Source organism: Stenotrophomonas sp. 71799_Sma (genome assembly GCF_056482505.1).
The window spans coordinates 276,077-299,644 of record NZ_CM151202.1; the positions used below are offsets into that span (position 1 = coordinate 276,077).

Genomic DNA, 23,568 nt, shown 5'->3' on the forward strand with positions numbered 1-23,568 from the left:
TCACACCCGCCAGGCCGGCGCCATGCCGGCCTGCAGGTGCTCGAACAGCGCGCGGATCTTGGCAGTGAAATCGCGGCGGTCGCTGACGCAGAAATAGACCTCCATCGGCTCCGGGCGCCATGCAGTGTCGGCGCCGAACACTGCCTGCAGGCGGCCATCGCGCAGGTACGGCTCTGCCACGAATGCGGCCAGCCGGGTGATGCCGGCACCGGCTGCGGCCAGCGTCGCCAGCGCATCGATGTCATCGCAGACCATGCTCGGCGGCAGTGCGGCGTCCACGCGCTGGCCATCCTTCAGCAGTCCCCAGCGCAGCGGCCGGCCGTCGGTGGGAAAGCGGTGCAGCAGCCCGCGATGGCCGCTCAGCTCGGAGGGTTGCTGCGGGGTGCCGTGTGCCTTCAGGTAGGCCGGCGAGGCGCAGAACACGAACGGCACGCGCGCCAGCTGCCGTGCGACGACCCCGTCCTCCAGCTGTGCACCGATGCGGATGCTGGCATCCACCGCTTCCGGGCCGTGCTGCACGGCGCGATCGGTCAGCCGCAGCTCCAGCTGCAGTTGCGGGTAGCGCTGCTGCAGCGAAGGCAGCAACGGCGCAAGCACGTGGCGACCGAACGCGCTGCTGCTGGCGATGCGCAGCGGTCCTGCCGGTTCGATGTCACCGGAGGTGACCATCGCCTGCGCGCGCGCCAGGTCGGCTTCGATGTGGCGCACCTGCGCCAGGTACAACGCGCCGGCCTCGCTGAGGGCCAGCTGGCGCGTACTTCGGTTCAGCAACCGTACGCCCAGATGCGCCTCCAGCCGGTTGATGTTCTGGCCGACTGCGGTGGCGCTGATGCCAAGGATGCGGGCCGCTGCGGCAATGCTGCCGGTCTCTGCGGTGCGGGTGAAGCTGCGGATCAGTTGCAACAGGTTCATGACCGACCAGCTTGCCATGGAGAAACCCAAGTATCGCTTGGGACTGAACCAAGCAGGTCGGTTGCATCGGTGACCATCGATCCCGAGGACAGGCTGCTGCCCTACACTCGGGCGATGCGCCCCGATTCCATCCTCACCCTGTCCTGCCCCGACCGTACCGGCATCGTCTACCGCGTATCCGGCCTGCTGTTCGACCACGGCTGCAACATTCTCGACGCCCAGCAGTTCGGCGACGAGGAGAGCGGCCGCTTCTTCCTGCGCGTGCATTTCGATCGCGATGCTGGCCTGCCGCTGGAGACCGTGCACGCCGCCATGGCCACGCTCGCCGCCGGCTTCGGCATGGACTGGCAGCTGCATGATGGCCGCCGCCGTGCACGCCTGCTGGTGCTGGTCAGCAAGCAGGGGCACTGCCTCAACGACCTGCTGTTCCGTGCCCACAGCGGCCAGCTGAAGGTGGACATTGCCGCAGTAGCGTCCAACCACGCCGACTTCGCGCCGCTGGCGGCGTCCTACCAGGTGCCGTTCCACCACCTGCCGGTGACCGCTGATACGCGCGCGGTGCAGGAGCAGCAGATCATCGACCTGGTCGAGCGCGAACGCATCGATCTGGTGGTGCTGGCGCGCTACATGCAGATCCTGTCACCCACGCTGTGCCGCGCGCTGGCCGGCCGTGCGATCAACATCCACCACAGCTTCCTGCCCAGCTTCAAGGGCGCGCAGCCGTACCACCAGGCACACGCGCGCGGGGTCAAGATCATCGGCGCCACCGCGCACTACGTCACCGAGGATCTGGACGAAGGCCCGATCATCGAACAGGACGTGGCCCGCGTGGACCACGCGATGGCGCCGCGCGAGCTGGTGCGGCTGGGCAGCGATACCGAATCGCTGGTGCTGGCGCGCGCCGTGCGCCGCCATGTGGAACACCGCATCCTGCTCAACGGGCACCGTACGGTCGTGTTCCGGTAATCGCCCATCCCGCGTCCGCCGGGCATGGCCCGGCGCTACCACGGGTGCTATCCGGTAGTGCCGGCCGCTGGCCGGCAACTGCAGAGATCCCGAGGTTGCCGGCCAGCGGCCGGCACTACCGAATCCTGATTTCATCCAATGAAAAGCCCCCGGTTCGGCCGTCCCGCGATCTGTAGGGGGGGCGTAGTTAGGGGGCTGGATGAATCGATTGTGTTGTCGTGGGCAGGAGCGCGCAAGCGGCATAAGCGACGTGCGCGGTAGCGCCGGGCCATGCCCGGCGGTCACGCCTCAGGCGATCGAAATCCCCGCCTTGCCCAGCGCTTCACGCACCATCGCGTCGTTGGCGTCGGTCACCGGCTTGGTCAGCTCCCACAGGAATTTCACCCGGAAGCCGGACTTCACCGCGTCCTGCGCGCTCCACAGCACGCAGTAGTCGCGGGCCAGGCCGCACACGTGCACTTCGCGGATGCGGCGTTCGTGCAGCCAGCCGGCCAGGCCGGTGGCCGGGCGCTCGCCATCGGGGCCATGGTTCTCGCGGAAGGCGCTGTATGAATCCACCTGTTGGCGGGTGCCCTTGCGCAGAATCAGGTCGGCCACGGTCCAGTCCACGCCCGGATGCAGCGCGGCACCGGCGCTGCCCTGCACGCAGTGGTCCGGCCACAGGGTCTGCGGCTGCGCGTGCAGCAGGATGGTCTCGAAGGGGCGTTGGCCGGGGTGCTGGCTGGCGAACGAGGCATGGTCGGCCGGGTGCCAGTCCTGTGTTGCCACCACGGTGCGGTAGCGGCGCTGTGCCAGCAGATCGGCGATCGGTGCCACCAGCGCATCGCCTTGGTCGCAGGCCAGCGCGCCACCGGGCATGAAGTCCGGCTGCAGGTCGATCACCAGCAGGGCGACATCGGCGGGCAGGGCGGTCATGGCAGTTCCGGTACAGCAGAAGGGGCGACCAGCGTGGCCGCCCCATGCCCACACGTCAATCGCCCTGCGGCGTCTCAGCGTCCTGCCCGTAGTACAGCAGGCCGATCTTGATCCGTTCGCGGCCATTCTCGCGGCGGTGACGGTTGGCATCGCGCAGCGAGTACACGCAGCCGCAGTATTCCTGCTGGTAGAACTGCTCGCGCTTGCTGATCTCGATCATGCGGCTGGCACCGCCGCCCTTGCGCCAGTTGTAGTCCCAGTACTGCAGGCCTTCATAGCGCGACGCGGCACGGATGCCGCAGTCGTTGATCTGCGCCATGTTCTTCCAGCGCGAGATGCCCAGCGACGAACTGATGGTGTCGTAGCCGTGCTCGTGCGCATACAGCGCGGTGCGCTCGAAACGCATGTCGAAGCACATCGTGCAGCGGATACCACGCTCGGGCTCGTTCTCCATGCCGCGTGCACGGCTGAACCAGTTGTCCGTGTCGTAATCGCAGTCGATGAAGGGAATGTTGTGCTGTTCGGCGAAGCGGATATTCTCCTGCTTGCGCAGCTCGTACTCCTTCACCGGGTGGATGTTGGGGTTGTAGAAGAAGATCGCGTAGTCGATCCCGGAGGCGGTGATCGCCTCCATTACTTCGCCGGAACAGGGCGCGCAGCACGAATGCAGCAGCAGGCGCTTGCCGTCGGCGGGCAGGGTCAGGGTGGGGCGTTGGAGCTCGGTCATCGTCAGGTACCGCATGGACCGCCGGCAACGGCGGTGGCCCATGCATCAGCGCGTGGGTGAACAGGGCTGGCCGGATACCGTGAACAGGACGCGCGCGGCCGCATCGCCTGCACGCGCAGGACAACGACGGCCCCGGCAACCTCCCCGCGGAGATTCCAGGTCGAGTCAGGGGACGGTCGTGTCCCCCGGCCGGGGCCGGTATTCGGGCTGATGGACACGGGCCGCAGCCCACCTACTACCCGCCGCTTCCCAGGCGTGAGCCCAGTGCTGTTGGCAGGATTCGTTTCCATTCACCGCTGCGGGGCAGCTCCGGAATGGGCGCGCGAGGCGCCTTCACCGGATTCCCGTTTAAATCCCTGCCGCCATCAAGGCCACGGCAGGGATACCTTCGGCGTGCCAACGGTGGACGCGTCGAGGCCAATGGTCAAGGGCCAATGAAAGCGCAGGGCTGTGGCTCGCTTCTCAGGCTGTGAGAGCGCCTCTTGCCATACTGGGCACCGACAGACGGGAGGTGGCTCGTGGCGGCGAAGTACTGCGATCTGGTCATGAAAGGCGGCATCACCAGCGGCATCGTGTACCCCAATGCGGTACTGGCGCTGGCGCGCGAGTATCGCTTCAAGAGCATCGGCGGCACCTCGGCCGGCGCCATCGCTGCAGCCGTAGCGGCCGCGGCGGCATGCGGTGATCGCCGCCAGCAGGCCGGCGAGCACCTGCCCGGCGATGCCGGCTACGGCGGGCTGTCGGCGGTGTCGGCGCAGCTGTCGCGGCGCGGCTTCATCTACAGCCTGTTCCAGCCGGCACGGGGGGCGCGCGCCGCCTACCGGTTGCTGGTGGTGCTGACCGGCAATGCCCGCCTGCCACACAAGCTGCTGTGCCTGGCCATCGCGGTGTTCGAGATTGCGCCACTGGAGGTGCTGGTGTCGCTGGCGCTGCTGCTCGGCCTGGGCTGGTGGGGCGGCGATTGGAGCGGCGTGGCCGCCACGCTGCTGCCATCACTGCTGTGCGCGTACGGTGCCGGCGTGGCCGGTGCCGCGCTGCGGGTAGCGCGGGTGGCGCGCCGTAACCTGCTGGGCCTGTGCAGCGGCCTCGGCCGCGATGCACGCACGCCGGCGTTGACCGAGTGGCTGCATGAATGCCTGCAGCAGCTGTCCGGCAAGCCGCTGGATGCACCGCTCACCTTCGCCGACCTGCACGATGCGCCGCGCTATGCCGGCGAGCCGGACAGCCCGCATGCGATCAGCCTGCAGATGATCACCACCTGTGTGTCGCACAACGAGCCGCGCACGCTGCCGCTGGGCGGCGCGCAGTTCTGGTTCCTGCGCGAGGAGTTCGAGCAGCTGTTTCCGGCCAGCGTGGTGCAGTGGCTGGTGACGCAGGCCGGCCCGCCACTGGAGGTGGATGGGCGCCGGTACTACCACCTGCCGCAGGGCCCGAAGCTGCCGGTGCTGGTGGCCACGCGCATGAGCCTGAGCTTCCCGCTGCTGATCAGCGCGGTGCCGTTGCATGAGCCCTCACGCCGCGAGCGTCGCTGTGAACCGACCGCACCTGCGGCCGACCAGGAGCACAACGTCGCCGACAGCATGGAAGGGCTGACCAGTGCCGGGCAGACCTGCGGACCGGTGATCACCGCGTTCCGCATCTGCTGGTTCTCCGATGGTGGCATCAGCAGCAACTTCCCGATCCACCTGTTCGATGCCGCGTTGCCGCGCTGGCCGACCTTCGCCATCAATCTGGTCTACCCGCAGCACGCCGAAGACGTGAGCCACGGCAGCAGTGGCCGACAGGCGCTGGAACATGCTGTGTTCCTGCCCACCGAGAACCGCCACGGTTGGCAGCGTACCTACCAGTCGATCGCCACGCCGTTGGCGGCCGCCGAGCTGGGCCGCTTCCTGTTCGCGGTGGTGGCGACCATGCAGAACTGGCGCGACCTGCTGCAGGCGCGTGCCCCGGGCTACCGCGACCGCATCGTGCATGTGAGCCTGCAGGGCGACGAGGGCGGCATGAACCTGGACATGCCGCAGGACGTGCTGACCCGCATCGCCGACAAGGGCAGCCTGGCCGGTGCGCGCTTCTGTTCGTTCTCGTTCGAGAACCACTATTGGATCCGCTGGCGCAACCTGGCCTCGGCCTACCAGCGCTACACGCTGGAAGTGGCGCGCACCGACGACCCGGCGCAGCAGGTACTGGCCTACCGCGCGGCGTACTCGATGGTTGCCAGTGGCCAGCCGACGCCACCGTCGTACAAGCTGGGCTCGGAAGACAAGCGGCTGGCATCGCAGCAGTTGTGGGGGCTGATGGTCGAGCAGGGACGTACCTGGGAGGACCTCGGCCCGGACCTCACCGACGGCGCACCGCGCCCGCTGCCGCAGATGAAGGTGACGCCGATCTACTGACCCGGTAGTAGATCCACGCCATGCGTGGATGGAACCCCATCGAAATCGAATATTTCGAACATTCATCGAAGAGCATCCCTGCACGACGTGGATCCACCGTGTCGACCAAGGTCGACACCTACCCACAGCAGCAAAGGATGCCGTTTCGACAGCTCGCGGAGACCTGTCGAAGGCGGGTGGGTCCGGTTGCGGGGGCGTGAGCCGCATGGGCCCGAGGCATGCCTCGGGCGGGTTGGGCAGGACGCCCAACCCCGGTCTTGCCGTGTGCGCAGGACTGCGCACACGAGCAAGCGGCGACCGAGCTTACATGGGTGAGGGCGCTTTGCTTGCGAAGCATTGCTTCGCAAGCGCCCGAACGCACAGCCGCCAGCGGCTGGGCCGGGCCCCGGAGGGGGACTTGCAGCGTCCCCCGCAACCGGATCCACCCCGCCATCCCACGGAAAGCCCGCTGTTGCTTTTGCTGTTGCCTTGGATTGAAGCAGGTGCAGGGCGCAGCCCTGCCGAACCAACCCTACCGCCCCGGCAACTGCGCGAATGCGCGCTGCATGCAGTCCTCGCGCGGGCACACCCGGCACCCCGGTCCGATCGACACCGAATTACCCGGGCTCTGCACATCCAGCCCCAATGAATACACCAGCCGCTCGGCATGCTGCAGATCGCAGCCCAGCGCCACCGCGAACGTCTTCCGCGGTTGGCCATGGCCGACCGGGCCGCTGCTGACCTGCCGCGCCAGCCAGAAATGGCGGCGCCCGTCGGGCATGCGCGCGGTCTGGGTAAGGATGCGGCCGGGCTGGTTGAACGCCTCGTAGACGATCCACAGCGGGCACGAGCCGCCCACCTGCGAGAAGTGGAAATCGGTGGCCGAATGACGCTTGGACACATTGCCGGCGCGGTCCACGCGGATGAAGAAGAACGGCAGGCCGGGTGCGCTGCGCCGTGCCAGCGTGCTCAGCCGGTGGCAAACCGCTTCGAAGCCGACGCCGAACTGATGCGCCAGCAGCTCGATGTCGTAGCCGCTGGCTTCGGCCGCACGCAGGAAGCGCATGTACGGCATCACCAGCGCGCCGGCGAAATAGTTGGAGAGACCAATCCGCGCCTGCGCGATGCGTGCCTCATCGGTAAACCCTGCGCGCGCCACCACCGCATCGATCTGCGGCAGGTAGCCATGAAGGGCCAGCTCGGCCGCCATCTGGAACGCCTGCTGTCCGGGCTCCAGGTAATCGGGTAGCCACAGCCGCCGCGCACCGGCATCGTATTGCCGCTTTTCGCGCCCGGCCTGCAGTGCGGCCACTTCCACCAGCACGCCATGGCGGTCGGCCAGCAGCTGGCGCAGCCGCGGTGCCACGTGCCCGGGCGACAGCCCCCACTCGGCGAACAGCTGCTCGGCCAGCTCGTCCAGCTCGGGAATGTGGTTGTGCATGCGGTTGAAGAACTCGCGCACCTGATCGCCAGCGGGCAGGGTGCTGCCGGCGCCGGGCTCGCCCAGCTGGAATTCCAGCGCGGCGGCATGCTCGCGCAGCGCCAGGTGGCGGCGGTGCAGGTCCAGCAGCGCGCGGCTGACCTGCGGCAGGTTGCCGGCCAGCGCGCGCAGTTCGGTGGCGCTGACCTCGGCCAGGCCAAGGTCGCGCAGGGTCTCGCCCAGCGCTTCCTGCAGCGCGGCGGGCTCATCGTCGTCGAACAGGGCGGAAACATCGCCCAACACCTCGCCCAGCTTCTTCTGCACGGCCGGCGTCAGTGGGCGCTTGTTGCGCTCGATCTGGTTCAGGTAGCTGGCCGACAGCCCCAGCGCCCGTGCCAGATCCGCCTGGCTGTAGCCGCGCTGCTCGCGCAGCCGCAGCAGGCGCAGGCCAAGTTGTCGCTGGGGAGCTGAATAATTCACAGAATTAACATGAATCGTCTGGCGTGTTGGCCAGATTAAGCGGATTCAGCCCGGAAATCGAGGTGGGTGCTGTGAATAATGCCAAGCATCTTTCGCACCCTGTGGGATTGTCGTCATGACTGTTGCAGCGCCCCGTATCCGCATGCTGATCGATGGCCAGTTCGTTGAATCGGCCACCTCCCACTGGCAGGACGTGATCAATCCGGCCACCCAGGACGTGCTGGCCAAGGTGCCGTTCGCCACCACCGGCGAAGTGGACGCCGCCGTCGCCGCCGCCAAGGAAGCCTTCAAGACCTGGCGCAAGACCCCGATCGGCACCCGTGCGCGCATCTTCCTGAAGTACCAGCAGCTGATCCGCGAGAACATGAGCGAGCTGGCCCACATCCTCACCGCCGAACAGGGCAAGACCCTGCCGGACGCGGAAGGTGACGTGTTCCGCGGCCTGGAAGTGGTCGAGCACGCCGCCGCCATCGGCAACCTGCAGCTGGGCGAGCTGGCCAACAACGTGGCCAATGGCGTGGACACCTACACGATCATGCAGCCGCTGGGCGTGTGCGCCGGCATCACCCCGTTCAACTTCCCGGCGATGATCCCGCTGTGGATGTTCCCGATGGCGATTGCAACGGGCAACACCTTCATCCTCAAGCCGTCCGAGCAAGACCCGATGGTCACCATGCGCCTGGTCGAGCTTGCGCTGGAAGCAGGCATTCCGAAGGGCGTGCTGAACGTCGTCCACGGCGGCGAGGAAGTGGTCAACGCGATCTGCGACCACCCGGACATCAAGGCCGTGTCGTTCGTCGGTTCCACCCGCGTCGGCACCCACGTCTACAACCGTGCCTCGCTGGCCGGCAAGCGCGTGCAGTGCATGATGGGCGCCAAGAACCACGCCGTGGTGCTGCCGGACGCCAACAAGGAACAGACCCTCAACGCGATGGTCGGCGCCGCCTTCGGTGCGGCCGGTCAGCGCTGCATGGCGGCCTCCACCCTGGTGCTGGTCGGTGAAGCACGCAACTGGGTGCAGGACCTGGTCACCAAGGCCAAGAGCCTGAAGGTCAGCGGCGGCACCGTCGCCGGCACCGATGTAGGCCCGGTCATTTCCTGCAGCGCCCGCGAGCGCGTGGAAGGCCTGATCGCCTCGGGCGTGGAGCAGGGCGCCAAGCTGGTGCTGGATGGCCGCAAGCCGCAGGTCGATGGTTTCGAGAAGGGCAACTTTGTCGGCCCGACCATCTTTGCCGGTGTCACCACCGACATGCGCATCTACCAGGAAGAAATCTTCGGGCCGGTGCTGGTCATCCTCGAAGCGGAGACGCTGGAAGAGGCCATCGCGATGGTCAACAGCAACCCGAACGGCAACGGCACCGCACTGTTCACCCAGTCCGGCGCCGCCGCGCGCAAGTTCCAGGAAGACATCGACGTTGGCCAGGTCGGCATCAACGTGCCGATTCCGGTGCCGGTGCCGCTGTTCTCGTTCACCGGTTCGCGCGCGTCCAAGCTGGGCGATCTGGGCCCGTACGGCAAGCAGGTGGTGCTGTTCTACACCCAGACCAAGACGGTCACCGCGCGCTGGTTCGATGACGAGACGCTCAGCCATGGCGTCAACACCACGATCAGCCTGAAGTAACGGCAGGAGCAGCCATGAGCCACTCGATGACGACGGAACTGGAAGAAGCGCAGCAGGCGTACCGCGAAGCTGCGCGTGACTTCGCACAGGCCGAACTGGCGCCGCACGCCGCGCGATGGGATGCGGAGGGCATCTTTCCGCGCGAGGCGATCGCCAAGGCCGGTGAACTGGGCTTCTGCGGTCTGTACATGGACCCGGAAGTGGGCGGCAGCGGTCTGAGCCGACTGGACGCCGCCGTCGTCATCGAGGAGCTCGCCAATGTCGATCCGTCGACCGCGGCGTACATCAGCATCCACAACATGGCCTCGTGGATGGTGTCCAAGTGGGGCCAGCCGGCGCTGCGCGATGTGTGGGGCACCGATCTGTCTTCGGGCACCAAGCTGGCTTCGTACTGCCTGACCGAACCGGGCGCCGGTTCCGATGCGGCCTCGCTGAAGACCACCGCCGTGCGCGATGGCGACTTCTATGTGCTGAACGGCTCGAAGGCTTTCATTTCCGGCGCCGGTGCCACCGAACTGCTGGTGGTGATGGCGCGTACCGGTGGTGCCGGTGCCGGCGGTGTCAGCGCCATTGCGGTGCCGGCGGACCTGCCGGGCATCAGCTTCGGCCGCAAGGAAGAGAAGATGGGCTGGAACAGCCAGCCCACCCGTGGCATCACCTTCGAAAACGTCCGCGTACCGGTCAGCCACCTTCTGGGAGAGGAAGGCGGCGGCTTCAAGTTGGCGATGAAGGGGCTCGATGGCGGCCGCATCAACATCGCCGCCTGCTCGCTGGGCGCCGCGCAGGGTGCGCTGGACGCTGCACGCCGCTACATGGGCGAGCGCCGCCAGTTCGGCAAGGCACTGGCCGAGTTCCAGGCCCTGCAGTTCAAGCTGGCCGACATGGTCACCCAGCTGGTGGCCGCCCGGCAGATGGTGCACACCGCTGCGCGCAAGCTCGATGCCGGTGCCAGCGATGCCAACGTGTGGTGCGCGATGGCCAAGCGTTTCGCCACCGATGCCGGCTTCAACATCTGCAACGAAGCACTGCAGATCCACGGTGGCTACGGCTACATCCGCGAATACCCGATCGAACGCCTGCTGCGCGATTCGCGCGTGCACCAGATCCTGGAAGGCACCAACGAGATCATGCGGGTGATCGTTGCCCGTCACCTGCTCAACACCGAAGAGGAACTGCGATGAAGGATTGGCGTACCCAGGAACACGTGGGCCTGAAGGTCGAGGCCGATGGCCACACCGCGGTCATCACCCTGCACAACCCGCCGGCGCATACCTGGACCGTGCACAGCCTGTCGGCGCTGCGCGATCTGGTGGGCGCGCTCAACGCAGACCGCGACATCTACGCGCTGGTGATCACCGGCGATGGCGAGAAGTTCTTCTCCGCCGGTGCCGACCTCAACCAGTTCGCCTCGGGCGACAAGGCAGCCGCACGCGAAGCCGCACGCCGTTTCGGCGAAGCCTTCGAAGCGCTGTCCGCGTTCCGTGGCGTGTCCATCGCCGCCATCAACGGCTACGCCATGGGCGGTGGCCTGGAATGTGCGCTGGCCTGCGACCTGCGCATCATCGAAGACCACGCCCAGGTGGCGCTGCCGGAGGCCACCGTCGGCCTGCTGCCGTGCGCCGGTGGCACCCAGAACCTGCCGCGCCTGGTAGGCGAGGGCTGGGCCAAGCGCATGATCCTGCTGGGCGAGCGCATCAACGCTGAAACCGCCGTGCGCATTGGCCTGGCCGAAGAAAAGGTCGGCAAGGGCGAAGCCAAGGCACTGGCGCTGGAATGGGCGGCCAAGGCGGGCAAGCAGAGCCCGACCAGCATCGCCGCCTGCAAGACCCTGGTGCAGGCCACCCGCACCGGCACCCACGCCTCGGCGCTGGTGGCCGAGCGCGAAGCCTTCGTCGACCTGTTCGACACCGCCGACCAGGTCGAGGGCGTGAGCGCCTTCCTGGAAAAGCGCGCCGCGCAGTGGAAGAACGCATGAGCACCGACACCGCTGCCGACGACGCACCGGTGCTGTTCGAAGAGCGCGTGGCCGGCAACGGCACGCGCATCGGCATCGCCACGCTCAATGCGCCGCGTACGCTCAACGGCTTCTCGCTGCCGATGGCGCACCTGCTGCTGAAGCAGTTGAATGCCTGGGCCGACGACGATGGCATCGCCATGGTGGTGCTGCAGGGCGCTGGTGAAAAGGCGTTCTGCGCCGGCGGTGACCTGCACAGCCTGTACCAGAGCATGGTCGCCTTCCGCGAGGCCGGCCGCAGCGACATCCGCGAGAACGACTACGCCGCCGAGTTCTTCGACGTTGAATACCGCGTCGATTACCTCATCCACACCTACGCCAAGCCGATCCTGTGCTGGGGCCACGGCATCGTGATGGGCGGCGGCATCGGCCTGATGTCCGGCGCCAGCCACCGCGTGGTCAGCGAGCGCTCCAAGCTGGCCTTCCCGGAAATCACCGTCGGCCTTTTCCCCGATGTGGGTGGCAGCTGGCTGCTGCCGCGCGTGCCGGGCAAGGGCGGCCTGTTCCTGGCGCTGACCGGCGCGCTGCTCAATCCGGGCGACGCCATCTACGCCGGCCTGGCCGACGTGCACGTGGCCGAAGAACGCCGCAGCGCGGTGTTCGATGCGCTGCTGCAGGTCGCGTGGTCCAGCGATGCCGCACACAACCACGAACGGCTCAGCCATCTGCTGCAGTCGCATGCCAGTGACGCCGTCACCGGCCCGCTGCTGGCCAATGCGGCGCAGGTTGATGCGTTGTGCGAAGGCGATGACCTCTCAGCGATCATCGGCCGCATCTCCACTCTGCAGACCGACGATGCTTGGCTGCAGGCGGCGCAGAAGACCCTCGCCGCCGGTGCACCCGGTTCGGCACGGCTGTCGTACGAGCTGCAGCGACGCAGTGCCGGCCAGGGCCTGGCCGCGATCTATCGCCTGGAGTACATCGTCGCCCTGCATTGCGCCGCCCACGGTGATTTCGCCGAAGGCATCCGCGCGCTGCTGATCGACAAGGACCGCAATCCGCAGTGGAACCCGGCCACTCTGGCCGAGGCCACCGGCGCGTGGGCCGACACCTTCTTCGCTTCCCCCTGGGCCGATGCCGCGCATCCGCTGGCCGACCTGGGCACTCCCCTTGTTGAAAGGAGCCTTGCATGAGCCGCATTGCATTCATCGGGTTGGGCAACATGGGTGGCCCGATGGCCGCCAATCTGGTCAAGAACGGCCACACCGTGCGCGTGTTCGATCTGGTCCCGGCCGCGGTGCAGGCCGCCGTCGATGCCGGCGCCAGCGCGGCCGCATCGGCGCGCGAAACCCTGGCCGATGCCGAGGTGGTGATCTCGATGCTGCCGGCCAGCCGCCACGTCGAAGGCGTGTACCTGGGCGATGACGGCATTCTGGCCGCGATTCCGGCAGGCGCACTGGTCATCGACTGCAGCACGATCGCACCGGCCAGCGCCCGCAAGGTCTCTGAAGCCGCTGCCGCACGTGGCCTGCAGATGATCGACGCACCGGTGTCCGGCGGTACCGCCGGTGCCCAGGCCGGCACCCTGACCTTCATCGTCGGTGGCGAGGAGGATGCGCTGGAGCGCGCCCGCCCGGTGCTTCAGGCGATGGGCAAGAACATTTTCCATGTGGGCGCCAGTGGTGCCGGCCAAGTGGCCAAGCTGTGCAACAACATGGCGCTGGGCGTGATCATGGCCGTCACCGGTGAAGCCATCGCCCTCGGCGTGGCGCACGGGCTGGACCCGAAGGTGCTGTCGCAGATGATGGCGGTCAGCACCGGCCGCAGCTGGGCCACCGAAGTGTGCAACCCGTGGCCGGGCGTGCTGGAAAACGCCCCGGCCTCGCGCGGCTACAGCGGCGGCTTCGGCAGTGATCTGATGCTGAAGGACATGGGCCTGGCGGTGGAAGCGGCGATGAGTGTCGGCGCCTCGATCCCGCTGGGCGAAGTGGCCCGCAACCTGTACTCGATGAATCACCAGGCTGGCCGCGGCAAGCTGGATTTCTCCAGCGTCGTGCAGCTCATTACGAGCGAGAAGTGACCTGGTAGTGCCGGCCGCTGGCCGGCAACCTCATGCCCCCGTGCGGGACAACGAAGGTGGGATGGGCGGATGTTCGGTTTCGACCGGCATCCGCCCATTTTTTTCTGCAGTGGTAGTGCCGGCCGCTGGCCGGCATCACCGCATCAGGCAACGATCAGCGTCACGTCGATGTTGCCGCGGGTGGCGTTGGAGTACGGGCACACGATGTGCGCCTTCTGCACCAGATCTTCCACCTGCTCGCGCGGCACGCCCGGCACGTTGATGGTCAGCTCGGCTTCGATGCCGAAACCGGTCGGGATCTGGCCGATGCCGACCTTGCCGGTCACGGTGGTGTCGGCCGGCAGCGCGACCTTGGCCTGGCCGGCCACGAACTTCAGCGCGCCCAGGAAGCAGGCCGAGTAGCCGGCGGCGAACAGCTGTTCCGGGTTGGTGCCCGGGCCGCCGGCGCCGCCCAGCTCGCGCGGGGTCGACAGCTGGATATCCAGCACGTTGTCGGAGGAGACGGAACGGCCTTCACGGCCGCCGGTGGAGGTGGCCTGGGCGGTGTACAGAACCTTTTCGATGGACATCGGGATGCTCCTGGTCGGTGGGTGGGTGTTGCGTTGGAGCCTACTTTGCCCGGTTTCTGCGTACGTTGGGTTGCAATGCGTACGAAAAACTTGATCGATCGTCCTGCTGGCCTAGATCGTCCACTCGCGGTCGGTGGTGAACATGATGGTCAGCCAGCGGTCCGGCGAGGCCTCGCCCAGTGCATCGCCGATCTCGTCGCGCAGCTGGTCCCATTCCACCAGGGGCCGCGGCGGGTCGTTTTCCGGTACCACGAAGAACAGCTCGATCTGCTCGCCACGCCCCACCTGGGCCACGTAGCTGCGGTGCTCGACGAAGCCGTGCTTGGCCACGATCCCGCGTGCCACTGCATCCACATGGGCCTGCAGTTCCGGCGGGGTGACCAGCAGGATGCCGGCCAGCGCCCGGCGCACCGTGCCGAGCGGGGCGATCATCACCAGCACGCAGACGAAGGCGAGGATGGCCGGGTCGATGTACGGCCCGACCCACGCCAGCGACGTGCCCTGCACCAGTACGCCGCCGAGGAAAGCCAGCAGGTAGCAGGCCGACATGCTGGCCGCGATCACCCAGTTCTTCGCGTCCAATGCGATGAACTCCGAGCCGATGCGGCGGTTGGCGCGCAGGATGAACCAGGCCAGCGCGCCTTCGCCCACGATCGACAGCCCGGCGAAGGCAATGGCCGGGCCGAGGGCGATGTGGCGGCCCCCGGACATCAACGCGTCCACCGCATTGACCAGCGCATACAGCGCCGCGCCGATCATCAGCGTGCCGCTCACCCCCAGCACGATCGGCTCCAGGTGCCAGAAGCCCATGGTGAAGCGCTGGTTGAGCCGCGACTGCAGGGCGTCGGTCTGCGTGGACAGCGCGATCAACCGCGCCACCAGCAGCGACAGCCAGGTCATTACCACGTCGATCAGGCCGTAGATGCCGTCGAAGATGATCAGCGAGGAATTGGCCAGCAGGCCGAACACCACTGCGGCGGCGGCCAGCAGCAGCGAGGCGGCGATCGACAGGCGCAGCACGCCCTGTTCGGTGGCGGGGTCGAAGAACTGCGGGCGGTTGGCGGCCATGGTTCAATTGTAGAGCGGAGCCAGGCTCCGCTGCCTTTCGCTGCCTTCGCCGGCCAACCGCGCTACCCCCGTGGGGCCGCTTCCCGTAGACTGCGCCCCTCCCACGTACCGACGCCCGCCTGCAGTGATCACGCCACCCTGACCCTTGCCGCACATCGGCAGCCGGCCCGCCCGGCTCAGGAACCCGTGTCTTTCCACTGCAGCGCCATGCGGCCACGCCCGCCTGTGCGCGGAGCTTTCCCATGCAAACGTCCTACCCCCTGCGCCAGCAATGGCTCGGCAACATCCGTGGCGACCTGCTGTCCGGCATCGTCGTCGCCCTGGCCCTGATTCCCGAAGCCATCGCGTTCTCGCTCATTGCCGGCGTCGACCCCAAGGTTGGCCTGTACGCCGCGTTCTCGATTGCCGTCATCACTGCCATTGCTGGCGGCCGCCCTGGCATGATCTCCGCCGCCACCGGTGCGATGGCGCTGGTGATGGTCGACCTGGTCAAGGACCATGGCCTGCAGTACCTGTTCGCCGCCAGCATCCTGGCCGGCCTGCTGCAGGTGCTGGCCGGCGTGTTCAAGCTCGGCTCGTTGATGCGCTTCGTCTCGCGCTCGGTCATCACCGGCTTCGTCAACGCGCTGGCGATCCTGATCTTCCTGGCGCAGATGCCCGAGCTGATCGGTCGCGGTCCTACGGTCTATGTGCTGTGCGCCGCCGCGCTGGCGATCATCTACCTGTTGCCACGCCTCACCCGCGCCGTGCCATCACCGCTGGTGGCCATTGTGGTGCTGACCGCCGTGGTGATCGGCTTCGGCGTTGACGTACGCAGCGTCGGTGACATGGGCCAGTTGCCTGACAGCCTGCCGCATTTCCTCATTCCCGATGTGCCGCTCACCTGGGAAACGCTGCGCATCCTGCTGCCGGTGTCGGCCACGCTGGCCGTGGTCGGCCTGCTCGAATCGATGATGACCCTGCAGATCGTCGAGGACATCACCGAGACGCCCAGCGAGCGCAACCGCGAATGTGTCGGCCAGGGCGTGGCGAACACGGTGACCGGCTTCCTCGGCGGCATGGCCGGCTGCGCGATGATCGGCCAGTCGGTGATCAACGTGACCTCCGGTGGCCGCGGCCGCCTGTCCTGCCTGGTGGCCGGCGTGTTCCTGCTGGTGCTGGTGGTGTACGGCAGCGATCTGGTGCGGCAGATCCCGATGGCGGCGCTGGTGGCGGTGATGATCATGGTCAGCATCGGCACCTTCAGCTGGCGCTCGCTGCGCGACCTGCGCACGCATCCGCGTAGTTCCTCCGCGGTGATGCTGCTGACCGTGGTGGTCACCGTGGCCACCCATGATCTGGCCAAGGGCGTGCTCAGCGGTGTGCTGCTGTCGGCCCTGTTCTTCGCACGCAAGGTCGGCCGCATGCTGGACGTGCAGCGCGACGATGCCGGTGACACCCAGGTCTACCGCGTGCGTGGGCAGGTGTTCTTTGCCTCGGCAGGGCAGCTGGGTGCGGCGTTCGATTACCAGCACGTGGCGCCGAAGGTACAGATTGATCTGCGCGATGCGCACCTGTGGGACCTGACTGCCGTGGCCGCGCTGGAGCGGGCGCAGGAAAAGCTGGCCGCGCATGGGGCGGAGGTGACGGTGGTGGGGCTCAATGCGGCCAGCCAGACCCTCATTGAACAGGTGGGTGGCAAAGGCGCTGCTGGCAGCGCGCATTGACGCTATCGGCTCTCGTGGAGCAACTGCAACGCCATGGCCGCTGTTGCGGTTGCTGCATCTTCAGCCTGTGAACCCCACCCAAGGTGGAAGAATCGCCGCGATCGTGCTCCGTTGTGATCCTCACGACGGAGTACTTCTGCCGGAATGGATTCGCTCTTCAACAACGCCACCACGCTGCTGACCTTTCTGCTGCCGGGTTTCCTGTCTGCATGGGTGTTCTATGGGCTGACATCCCATCCCAAGCCGCCGCAGTTCGAACGGACCGTGGAAGCGTTGGTGTTCACCTTCGCGGTCCAGGTGCTGGTGAAGTTCACCGAACTGATGCTCCTGCTGGCGGGTCGCTGCTTTGTGCTGGGGACCTGGACCGAGACCAGCAGCCTGCTATGGGGTTTTGTCCTCGCCGCACTGCTGGGGGCAGGATTGGCCCTCGCTGCGAACAAGGATTCCCTCCACAGGGTTCTCCGTCGTGCAGGCTTCACCACGAGGACATCCCACCCGAGCGAGTGGTACTGCGTGCTGGGTACGCGTCCTGCCTTCGTGGTGCTGCAATTGAAGGATGGCCGTCGATTGACCGGCTACCCCAAGGAGTGGCCGATCAGCCCCGCTGCGGGACAGTTCTACATGCAGATGCCGGCCTGGCTGGTGGATGCGGATCCACCCGATGAAGGTGCCGATCCAGCAGCGGATCCCGTGGCCAGCCCCGCCGTGGTCGAGCTTCCGCAGCTCGATGGCATACTGATTCACGCAGTGGATGTGCAGTGGGTCGAGATTCTCCAGGAGACAGACGATGGCTAAGTTGAGGAAGGGTTCCAACCCACCACTGGACCAGTTGGTCGTATCCATGGAGAACGCGAACCCCAAGCTCCCCGAGGGCAGGAAGCGTCCGCCGCCACCGCCCAGCCCGCCCCGGCCGCCAGCCGGAGCCGGGCCCAACCGGCGCTCGCCGCGCGGCTGACCGGGCGCATTCAGCCGCCCGGTGTAAACTATTGATCTCACTGGCAATGCCAGTCTCCACGATCAATGCCCCGATGACGTCCGCCACCGCCCGTTACGCCGATTCCCTGCGCCTGTCCGTTGCCCCGATGATGGACTGGACGGACCGCCATTGCCGCGTGTTCCATCGCGTGCTGGCGCCGGGCGCGCGCCTGTACACGGAAATGGTGCACGCCAACGCGGTCATCCACGGCGATCGCGAGCGCCTGCTCGGCTTCGACCGCAGCGAACAGCCGCTGGCCCTGCAATTGGGTGGCAGTGATCCAGCGCTGCTGGCGCAGGCCGCCCGCATCGCCGCCGAATGGGGTTATGACGAGGTCAACCTCAACTGCGGCTGCCCGTCTGATCGCGTGCAGGCCGGGCGTTTTGGCGCGTGCCTGATGCGCGAGCCGGCGCTGGTGGCCAAGTGCGTCGCGGCGATGGTCGACGCGGTTGATATCCCGGTGACGGTGAAGTGCCGCCTGGGCGTGGACGAGGACAACGACTACGACGTGTTTGCCAGCTTCGTCGACTGCCAGGTTGCCGCCGGTGCGGCGATGGTGGTGGTGCACGCGCGCAACGCGTGGCTGAAGGGCCTGTCGCCGAAGGAGAACCGCGAGGTTCCGCCGCTGAAGTACGACTGGGCCTACCGCCTGAAGCAGGAGCGCCCGGCACTGCCGGTGGTGATCAACGGTGGACTGGCCAGCCTCGAGGCGGTGCAGGCGCAGGCCGCGCACGTCGATGGCGTGATGCTGGGCCGTGCGGCTTACCACGACCCCTACCTGCTGCATCAGCTGGACGCGCTGCACACCGGCGTCCCGCTGCAGGCCCGTGGCGATCTGCTGCGCGCGATGCGCCCCTACATCGAGGCGCGGCTGGGCGAAGGCCTGGCGCTGAAGCACATCACCCGCCACGTGCTCGGCCTGTTCCACGGCCAGCCCGGCGGCCGCGCATTCCGCCAGGTGCTGAGCGAGGGCGCACACCGTCCGGGCGCCGGCTGGAGCCTGATCGAACAGGCCCTGGCGGTCACCGACCGCGAAGCTGATCGCGCCGCAGCGTGACCGCAGTCACATTCCTGACTTGACAAGGGACGGCGATTCGTCCCGAATGTTCACTTAGCTGAACGACTCGGGCGCAGGGCCGGAAAAGTTCAGACCGGATTCACCGCTGTAAACCAAGAATTTGCAAAAGATTTGTAAAACGCTGGGTTTCGAACCCGGCGCCGGATTTACGACTTTTGAACGAATCGCCGTGCTCGGCTAGGATCGCATCGATGTCTTCCGCTCCCTTCCATCGCCGCATTGCCCTGGCCACCTGCGTGGTGCTGGCGGCTGCGCCGCTGTCTTCGGCGCTGGCGCAACAGCCGCCGCGCGGCGACCAGGGGCGGGCGGAGATGATGGAGCGGGGCGAGCGCGGTGGCCGTGGCGACGAGCGTTCGCTGTCCGATGCCGTGCGCCGCGTGCAGCGCACCACCGGCGGCCACATCCTCGGCGCCGAGCGCGTGCCGTTCGACGGTCGTGATATCAACCGGGTGAAGTACATGGACGATCGGGGCCGGGTCCGCTACATGGACGACCCCGCGCCGTCGCGTTCACAGCCGCGCACGCCGCGGTCGGATATGTCATCACTACGCGGCGATAACCCCTGAACAGGGATAGTCGTCGCTATCAACCCGTACCCCACAGGCCTCCGGGCCACACCCAGGACACTAGGGAGAGTTCATGCGTATCCTTCTGGTCGAAGACGAAGCCCCGCTGCGTGAGACCCTGGCAGCCCGGCTCAAGCGCGAAGGCTTTGCCGTCGATGCTGCGCAGGACGGCGAGGAAGGCCTCTACATGGGGCGCGAAGTTCCGTTCGATGTCGGCATCATCGACCTCGGCCTGCCCAAGATGTCGGGCATGGAGCTGATCAAGGCCCTGCGTGACGAAGGCAAGAAATTCCCGGTGCTGATCCTGACCGCGCGTTCGAGCTGGCAGGACAAGGTCGAAGGCCTGAAGCAAGGCGCCGATGATTACCTGGTCAAGCCGTTCCACGTCGAAGAACTGCTGGCCCGTGTCAACGCGCTGCTGCGCCGCGCCGCTGGCTGGAGCAAGCCGACGCTGGAATGCGGCCCGGTCGCCCTGGATCTGGCTGCCCAGACCGTTAGCGTGGCCGGCAGCAATGTCGACCTCACCAGCTACGAGTACAAGGTGCTGGAGTACCTGATGATGCACGCCGGTGAACTGGTCTCCAAGGCCGACCTCACCGAGCACATCTACCAGCAGGACTTCGACCGCGACTCGAACGTGCTGGAAGTCTTCATCGGCCGCCTGCGCAAGAAGCTGGACCCGGATGGCGAGCTGAAGCCGATCGAGACCGTGCGCGGTCGCGGCTACCGTTTCGCGATCCCGCGCAACGAGGGCTGAGCCGGCTCACCCTGGCGATAACACGATGTCCGGCCGTCTGTGGTTCTTCCGACGCTGGCGGCCGCGCTCACTGCAGGCGCGCCAGATGCTCGCCGCGTCCGTGGGCCTGGTCGCGTTCCTGGCACTGGCCGGTTACGCGCTCGATGCCGCCTTCGCCGATACGGCGAAGGCGAACCTGCGTGAGCGCCTGAAGAACTACGCGACGGCCTACGCGGCCGGCATCGACTTCACCCGCGACCGCTCGCTGTACATCCGCGAGCAGCCGCCGGATTCGCGCTTCGACGTGCCGGGCAGTGGCCTGTACCTGCAGGTGGTGATGCCGCACGGCAAGGGCAATTCGATGTCCGCCGAAGGCCCGATGCTGCCCACCGTCGGCGGCGGCCTGCTGGCGCCACGCCAGGAAGTGTTCGAAGGCCCGTTGCCGATGATCCAGATCGACGGCAGCCAGGGCTCGGTGTACCGGTACGGCCTGGGCCTGGTGTGGGACGCCGACGCCGACCCCGCTACCGAATTCCCGTACACCATCTATGTGATGGAAGACTCGCGCGCGCTGGGTGCGCAGCTGCGTGTGTTCCGTGGCCGGGTCTGGTTCTACCTGGGCGGCATCGGCCTGATCCTACTGTTGCTGCAGACCGTCATCCTGCAGTGGAGCCTGCGGCCCCTGCGTCGCGTGATCACCGAGCTGACCAAGGTGCAGCGTGGCGAGACCGCGCGCATGAGCGAGCGCCACCCGCGCGAGCTGGAACCCCTGACCGACAGCATCAACGCCTTCATTGAAAGCGAGCGCGAGAACCTCGAGCGTCAGCGCAATACCCTGGCCGACCTGGCGCACAGCCTGAAGACGCCCATTGCGGTGCTGCGCACGCAGATGGACAGCGGCGCGGGCGATGGTGCGCTGCGCGAGGAGCTGGACGTGCAGCTGCAGCGCATGAACAACCTGGTCTCCTACCAGCTGGCACGTGCTGCGTCGTCGGGCCACAAGCTGTTCTCCGCGCCGCTGCCGATCGAATCCAACGCCGAGGAAATCGTGCGTGGCCTGGAAAAGGTCTATGCCTCGAAGGGCGTGCTGTGCGAATTCGATATCGACCCGGCCGCACGCTTCCACGGCGAACCGGGTGACCTGCAGGAACTGCTGGGCAACCTGCTGGAGAATGCCTTCAAGTGGGCCAACCGCCGCGTGCTGCTGACCGCGCAGCCGCTGCCGGCACCGAACGCGCGCCGCGCCGGCCTGCTGCTGGCGGTGGACGACGATGGCCCGGGCATCGCCCCGGACGACATCGGCAAGGTGCTGCAGCGTGGCGTGCGTGGCGACGAGCGCGTGCAGGGCCACGGCATCGGCCTGTCGATCGTGCAGGACCTTATCAAGGATTATCGCGGTGAACTGGCTGTGGGCCGCTCCGAGGAACTGGGCGGCGCCCGTTTCGAAGTGCGCCTGCCGCCGGGGCCGTAACTCGCGCGTTCCTGTCCGCCGGGCATCGCCTGGCACAACAGCGCGTAGTGCTCCGGTAGTGCCGGCCGCTGGCCGGCAACCTCATGAACTTCGGTGGCATTGCCAAGGTGCCGGCCAGCGGCCGGCACTACCGTGTTTCGATCGCCGGCGGCTTGCCATAGAACCGCCGCAGTTGCGCGTTCCCGTCCGCCGGGCATCGCCTGGCGCAACCGCGCGTAGTGTTCCGGTAGTGCCGGCCGCTGGCCGGCAACCTCATGAACTTCGGTGGCATTGCCAAGGTGCCGGCCAGCGGCCGGCACTGCCGTGTTTCGATCGCCGGCGGCTCGCCATAGAACCGCCGCAGTTGCGCGTTCCCGTCCGCCGGGCATCGCCTGGCGCAACAGCGCGTGGTGTTCCGGTAGTGCCGGCCGCTGGCCGGCAACCCCATGAGCTTCGGTGGCATTGCCAGGTTGCCGGCCAGCGGCCGGCACTACTGTGTTTCGATCGCCGGCGGCTCGCCATAGAACCGCCGCAGCTGCGCGTTCCCGTCCGCCGGCCATCGCCTGGCGCAACAGCGCGTGGTGTTCCGGTAGTGCCGGCCGCTGGCCGGCAACCTCATGATCTTCGGTGGCATTGCCAAGGTGCCGGCCAGCGGCCGGCACTACCGTGTTTCGATCGCCGGCGGCTCGCCATAGAACCGCCGCAGCCGCGCGTTCCCGTCCGCCGGCCATCGCCTGCGCAATAACGCGTGGTGTTCCGGTAGTGCCGGCCGCTGGCCGGCAACCTCATGATCTTCGGTGGCATTGCCAAGGTGCCGGCCAGCGACCGGCACTACCGTGTTTCGATCGTCGGCGGCTTGCCATAGAACCGCCGCAGTTGCGCAGCGACGTCCGGCAACGCCTGCTGCAGCAGATCCGGCGCGGAGAAGTGGTACTCGCTGGTCACCGCGAAGAATTCTTCCGGTGCCTCGGCCGCATACGGATCGATCAGCGTTTCTTCGCCCGCATCGACCTGGGCACAGAAGGCATCGTAAGCCTGCTGGAACGTGGCCGCCCACTCGCGCTGCCATGCGCGCGGCAGCGGCGGCGTGCCGTCCATCGCACCATCCAGTGCATCCAGCTTGTGCACCATCTCGTGCACCGCCACGCAGTAGCCCTCGTGTGGCGCGGCCAGGTCGGCCTGCACGTCGGCCCAGGACAGGATCAACGGTCCGCTGTCCCACGATTCGCCAATCAGTTCGTCATCCCACTCGTGCAGCACGCCGGCCGCATCCATGTGGCTGCGGTGCACGCGGAATGCATCCGGGTAGACGATCAGCTGCGACCAGCCTTCCAGTCCCACCTCGCCGAATTGCAGCAGCGGCAGGCAGCACAGCGCGGCCAGCAGCACGCCATCGCCGGTCTGCAGCTGCAGCTCACCAATCGGGGTAATGGTCTTCTCATGCAGGAAGCGCGTGGTCAGCACACGCAGGCGCGCGCGGCGTTCGTCGTCCAGTCCGTGCAGCCACGCCGCGCGACGGCAGGCGTCTTCCCAAAGTGCATCGTCGATCGGCCGCGGCGCAGGCCGCAGCCACTGCAGCAACGACTTGATCAGCGGAACATTCCCGGCAGGTAGCTGTGCCACTTCGGCGCGCGGATGCGCGGCAGCACGTCGTCGTCGCTGCCACCGCCACCGGTGGTGGTGCTGGCCGCCGGGCGTACCGGCGCCGCCTTGGTACTGGCGGCCGATGCGCTGGCGGTGGGCGCGCGCTGCGAGGCGGCATCGCCATTGGAGGACACGCAGGCCCCACGGCTGTCGTCCAGCGCTGCCGTCGCAGACGCCGCGAAGGGCATCAGCAGCAGGATCAGGCAATGGGCATAACGGCGCATTGACGACATCCACGTTAAGGGAGGGTGAGTTCCCGATTCTAGCCCGAACCCGGCGCCCCGTTGGAAGCCCCCGCGGAACCCAGCGTGGCGGGCGTCGCTGGCGG

At 67.3% G+C, this 23,568-nt stretch carries 21 protein-coding genes and 1 riboswitch; of the genes, 13 read left to right on the forward strand and 8 right to left on the reverse strand.

Annotated features, from left to right (window positions below; translation table 11 throughout):
• Complete coding sequence (locus tag ACZK4Z_RS01220) at window positions 1–912, reverse strand: LysR family transcriptional regulator (RefSeq protein WP_049399772.1); 912 nt, start codon at window positions 910–912, stop codon at window positions 1–3.
• Between the two features lie 114 nt (window positions 913–1,026).
• Between ACZK4Z_RS01220 and purU the strand changes: the two genes are divergently transcribed.
• On the forward strand, window positions 1,027–1,878 hold the full coding sequence (purU, locus tag ACZK4Z_RS01225; protein ID WP_032128205.1) for a formyltetrahydrofolate deformylase: 852 nt from the start codon (window positions 1,027–1,029) through the stop codon (window positions 1,876–1,878).
• 288 nt (window positions 1,879–2,166) lie between these two features.
• Here purU and pncA read toward each other — a convergent pair whose 3' ends face one another.
• Together pncA and ACZK4Z_RS01235 are read right to left on the reverse strand one after the other, a co-directional pair.
• Window positions 2,167–2,793 carry a bifunctional nicotinamidase/pyrazinamidase gene (gene pncA / locus ACZK4Z_RS01230; protein WP_032128204.1) on the reverse strand — a complete coding sequence of 209 codons (627 nt, stop codon included), beginning with the start codon at window positions 2,791–2,793 and terminating at the stop codon, window positions 2,167–2,169.
• Between the two features lie 55 nt (window positions 2,794–2,848).
• Window positions 2,849–3,535: an epoxyqueuosine reductase QueH gene (locus ACZK4Z_RS01235; protein WP_422348122.1), complete on the reverse strand. Its 687-nt coding sequence runs from the start codon at window positions 3,533–3,535 to the stop codon at window positions 2,849–2,851.
• Between the two features lie 161 nt (window positions 3,536–3,696).
• Window positions 3,697–3,911, reverse strand: a riboswitch (cobalamin riboswitch).
• A gap of 127 nt (window positions 3,912–4,038) precedes the next feature.
• Between ACZK4Z_RS01235 and ACZK4Z_RS01240 the strand changes: the two genes are divergently transcribed.
• Window positions 4,039–5,913, forward strand: a complete 1,875-nt coding sequence (locus tag ACZK4Z_RS01240) for a patatin-like phospholipase family protein (RefSeq protein ID WP_125895983.1) — start codon at window positions 4,039–4,041, stop codon at window positions 5,911–5,913.
• A 511-nt stretch (window positions 5,914–6,424) separates the two neighbouring features.
• On the opposite strand, the gene ACZK4Z_RS01245 is transcribed toward ACZK4Z_RS01240, so the two are convergent.
• Window positions 6,425–7,792, reverse strand: a complete 1,368-nt coding sequence (locus tag ACZK4Z_RS01245; RefSeq protein ID WP_293794145.1) for a helix-turn-helix domain-containing protein — start codon at window positions 7,790–7,792, stop codon at window positions 6,425–6,427.
• Between the two features lie 115 nt (window positions 7,793–7,907).
• Between ACZK4Z_RS01245 and ACZK4Z_RS01250 the strand changes: the two genes are divergently transcribed.
• Genes ACZK4Z_RS01250 through mmsB form a run of 5 tightly spaced genes read left to right on the forward strand, consistent with a single transcriptional unit; the run spans window position 7,908 to window position 13,447 of the window.
• Window positions 7,908–9,413: a CoA-acylating methylmalonate-semialdehyde dehydrogenase gene (locus tag ACZK4Z_RS01250; protein ID WP_125895188.1), complete on the forward strand. Its 1,506-nt coding sequence runs from the start codon at window positions 7,908–7,910 to the stop codon at window positions 9,411–9,413.
• Between the two features lie 14 nt (window positions 9,414–9,427).
• Window positions 9,428–10,594 carry an acyl-CoA dehydrogenase family protein gene (locus tag ACZK4Z_RS01255; protein ID WP_125895190.1) on the forward strand — a complete coding sequence of 389 codons (1,167 nt, stop codon included), beginning with the start codon at window positions 9,428–9,430 and terminating at the stop codon, window positions 10,592–10,594.
• Window positions 10,591–11,388, forward strand: a complete 798-nt coding sequence (locus ACZK4Z_RS01260) for an enoyl-CoA hydratase (protein ID WP_125895192.1) — start codon at window positions 10,591–10,593, stop codon at window positions 11,386–11,388. The genes ACZK4Z_RS01255 and ACZK4Z_RS01260 overlap by 4 nt, the downstream gene beginning before the upstream one ends.
• Window positions 11,385–12,560, forward strand: coding sequence for an enoyl-CoA hydratase/isomerase family protein (locus ACZK4Z_RS01265; protein WP_125895194.1), 1,176 nt, complete (start codon window positions 11,385–11,387; stop codon window positions 12,558–12,560). The genes ACZK4Z_RS01260 and ACZK4Z_RS01265 overlap by 4 nt, the downstream gene beginning before the upstream one ends.
• A complete protein-coding gene (gene mmsB / locus ACZK4Z_RS01270; RefSeq protein WP_004136647.1) occupies window positions 12,557–13,447 on the forward strand; it encodes a 3-hydroxyisobutyrate dehydrogenase in 891 nt (296 codons plus the stop codon). The genes ACZK4Z_RS01265 and mmsB overlap by 4 nt, the downstream gene beginning before the upstream one ends.
• A 143-nt stretch (window positions 13,448–13,590) precedes the next feature.
• Here the strand turns inward: mmsB and ACZK4Z_RS01275 are convergent, their stop codons facing one another.
• Together ACZK4Z_RS01275 and ACZK4Z_RS01280 are read right to left on the reverse strand one after the other, a co-directional pair.
• On the reverse strand, window positions 13,591–14,016 hold the full coding sequence (locus ACZK4Z_RS01275; protein ID WP_065724136.1) for an organic hydroperoxide resistance protein: 426 nt from the start codon (window positions 14,014–14,016) through the stop codon (window positions 13,591–13,593).
• A gap of 111 nt (window positions 14,017–14,127) precedes the next feature.
• Entirely contained in the window at window positions 14,128–15,084 is a 957-nt protein-coding gene (locus ACZK4Z_RS01280) for a cation diffusion facilitator family transporter (protein WP_032128195.1), read from the reverse strand.
• A 242-nt stretch (window positions 15,085–15,326) separates the two neighbouring features.
• Between ACZK4Z_RS01280 and ACZK4Z_RS01285 the strand changes: the two genes are divergently transcribed.
• The 6 genes from ACZK4Z_RS01285 to ACZK4Z_RS01310 all read left to right on the forward strand — a co-directional run bounded on the left by ACZK4Z_RS01285 (window position 15,327) and on the right by ACZK4Z_RS01310 (window position 21,617).
• On the forward strand, window positions 15,327–16,790 hold the full coding sequence (locus ACZK4Z_RS01285; RefSeq protein ID WP_125895196.1) for a SulP family inorganic anion transporter: 1,464 nt from the start codon (window positions 15,327–15,329) through the stop codon (window positions 16,788–16,790).
• Window positions 16,791–16,934: 144 nt separating this feature from the next.
• On the forward strand, window positions 16,935–17,585 hold the full coding sequence (locus tag ACZK4Z_RS01290) for a DUF6338 family protein (protein ID WP_049399849.1): 651 nt from the start codon (window positions 16,935–16,937) through the stop codon (window positions 17,583–17,585).
• A gap of 206 nt (window positions 17,586–17,791) precedes the next feature.
• Window positions 17,792–18,823: a tRNA dihydrouridine(20/20a) synthase DusA gene (gene dusA / locus ACZK4Z_RS01295; RefSeq protein ID WP_293794165.1), complete on the forward strand. Its 1,032-nt coding sequence runs from the start codon at window positions 17,792–17,794 to the stop codon at window positions 18,821–18,823.
• A 212-nt stretch (window positions 18,824–19,035) separates the two neighbouring features.
• Window positions 19,036–19,410, forward strand: a complete 375-nt coding sequence (locus tag ACZK4Z_RS01300; RefSeq protein WP_005407693.1) for a hypothetical protein — start codon at window positions 19,036–19,038, stop codon at window positions 19,408–19,410.
• A 73-nt stretch (window positions 19,411–19,483) separates the two neighbouring features.
• Window positions 19,484–20,167: a response regulator transcription factor gene (locus ACZK4Z_RS01305; protein ID WP_004136763.1), complete on the forward strand. Its 684-nt coding sequence runs from the start codon at window positions 19,484–19,486 to the stop codon at window positions 20,165–20,167.
• A gap of 25 nt (window positions 20,168–20,192) precedes the next feature.
• Window positions 20,193–21,617 carry an ATP-binding protein gene (locus tag ACZK4Z_RS01310; RefSeq protein WP_032128221.1) on the forward strand — a complete coding sequence of 475 codons (1,425 nt, stop codon included), beginning with the start codon at window positions 20,193–20,195 and terminating at the stop codon, window positions 21,615–21,617.
• Window positions 21,618–22,427: 810 nt separating this feature from the next.
• On the opposite strand, the gene ACZK4Z_RS01315 is transcribed toward ACZK4Z_RS01310, so the two are convergent.
• Both ACZK4Z_RS01315 and ACZK4Z_RS01320 read right to left on the reverse strand, forming a co-directional pair.
• Window positions 22,428–23,219, reverse strand: coding sequence for a M90 family metallopeptidase (locus ACZK4Z_RS01315; protein ID WP_478451131.1), 792 nt, complete (start codon window positions 23,217–23,219; stop codon window positions 22,428–22,430).
• Complete coding sequence (locus ACZK4Z_RS01320) at window positions 23,186–23,464, reverse strand: hypothetical protein (protein WP_125895929.1); 279 nt, start codon at window positions 23,462–23,464, stop codon at window positions 23,186–23,188. The genes ACZK4Z_RS01315 and ACZK4Z_RS01320 overlap by 34 nt, the downstream gene beginning before the upstream one ends.
• Window positions 23,465–23,568 lie beyond the last annotated feature (104 nt).

Excerpts from the sequence above, each read along its gene's own strand:
- ACZK4Z_RS01220 (WP_049399772.1), bottom strand. The coding sequence starts at position 912 with ATGAACCTGTTGCAACTGATCCGCAGCTTCACCCGCACCGCAGAGACC.
- purU (WP_032128205.1), top strand. The coding sequence starts at position 1,027 with ATGCGCCCCGATTCCATCCTCACCCTGTCCTGCCCCGACCGTACCGGC.
- pncA (WP_032128204.1), bottom strand. The coding sequence starts at position 2,793 with ATGACCGCCCTGCCCGCCGATGTCGCCCTGCTGGTGATCGACCTGCAG.
- ACZK4Z_RS01235 (WP_422348122.1), bottom strand. The coding sequence starts at position 3,535 with ATGCGGTACCTGACGATGACCGAGCTCCAACGCCCCACCCTGACCCTG.
- ACZK4Z_RS01250 (WP_125895188.1), top strand. The coding sequence starts at position 7,908 with ATGACTGTTGCAGCGCCCCGTATCCGCATGCTGATCGATGGCCAGTTC.
- ACZK4Z_RS01255 (WP_125895190.1), top strand. The coding sequence starts at position 9,428 with ATGAGCCACTCGATGACGACGGAACTGGAAGAAGCGCAGCAGGCGTAC.
- ACZK4Z_RS01260 (WP_125895192.1), top strand. The coding sequence starts at position 10,591 with ATGAAGGATTGGCGTACCCAGGAACACGTGGGCCTGAAGGTCGAGGCC.
- ACZK4Z_RS01265 (WP_125895194.1), top strand. The coding sequence starts at position 11,385 with ATGAGCACCGACACCGCTGCCGACGACGCACCGGTGCTGTTCGAAGAG.
- mmsB (WP_004136647.1), top strand. The coding sequence starts at position 12,557 with ATGAGCCGCATTGCATTCATCGGGTTGGGCAACATGGGTGGCCCGATG.
- ACZK4Z_RS01275 (WP_065724136.1), bottom strand. The coding sequence starts at position 14,016 with ATGTCCATCGAAAAGGTTCTGTACACCGCCCAGGCCACCTCCACCGGC.
- ACZK4Z_RS01280 (WP_032128195.1), bottom strand. The coding sequence starts at position 15,084 with ATGGCCGCCAACCGCCCGCAGTTCTTCGACCCCGCCACCGAACAGGGC.
- ACZK4Z_RS01285 (WP_125895196.1), top strand. The coding sequence starts at position 15,327 with ATGCAAACGTCCTACCCCCTGCGCCAGCAATGGCTCGGCAACATCCGT.
- ACZK4Z_RS01290 (WP_049399849.1), top strand. The coding sequence starts at position 16,935 with ATGGATTCGCTCTTCAACAACGCCACCACGCTGCTGACCTTTCTGCTG.
- dusA (WP_293794165.1), top strand. The coding sequence starts at position 17,792 with ATGCCAGTCTCCACGATCAATGCCCCGATGACGTCCGCCACCGCCCGT.
- ACZK4Z_RS01300 (WP_005407693.1), top strand. The coding sequence starts at position 19,036 with ATGTCTTCCGCTCCCTTCCATCGCCGCATTGCCCTGGCCACCTGCGTG.
- ACZK4Z_RS01305 (WP_004136763.1), top strand. The coding sequence starts at position 19,484 with ATGCGTATCCTTCTGGTCGAAGACGAAGCCCCGCTGCGTGAGACCCTG.
- ACZK4Z_RS01310 (WP_032128221.1), top strand. The coding sequence starts at position 20,193 with ATGTCCGGCCGTCTGTGGTTCTTCCGACGCTGGCGGCCGCGCTCACTG.
- ACZK4Z_RS01320 (WP_125895929.1), bottom strand. The coding sequence starts at position 23,464 with ATGCGCCGTTATGCCCATTGCCTGATCCTGCTGCTGATGCCCTTCGCG.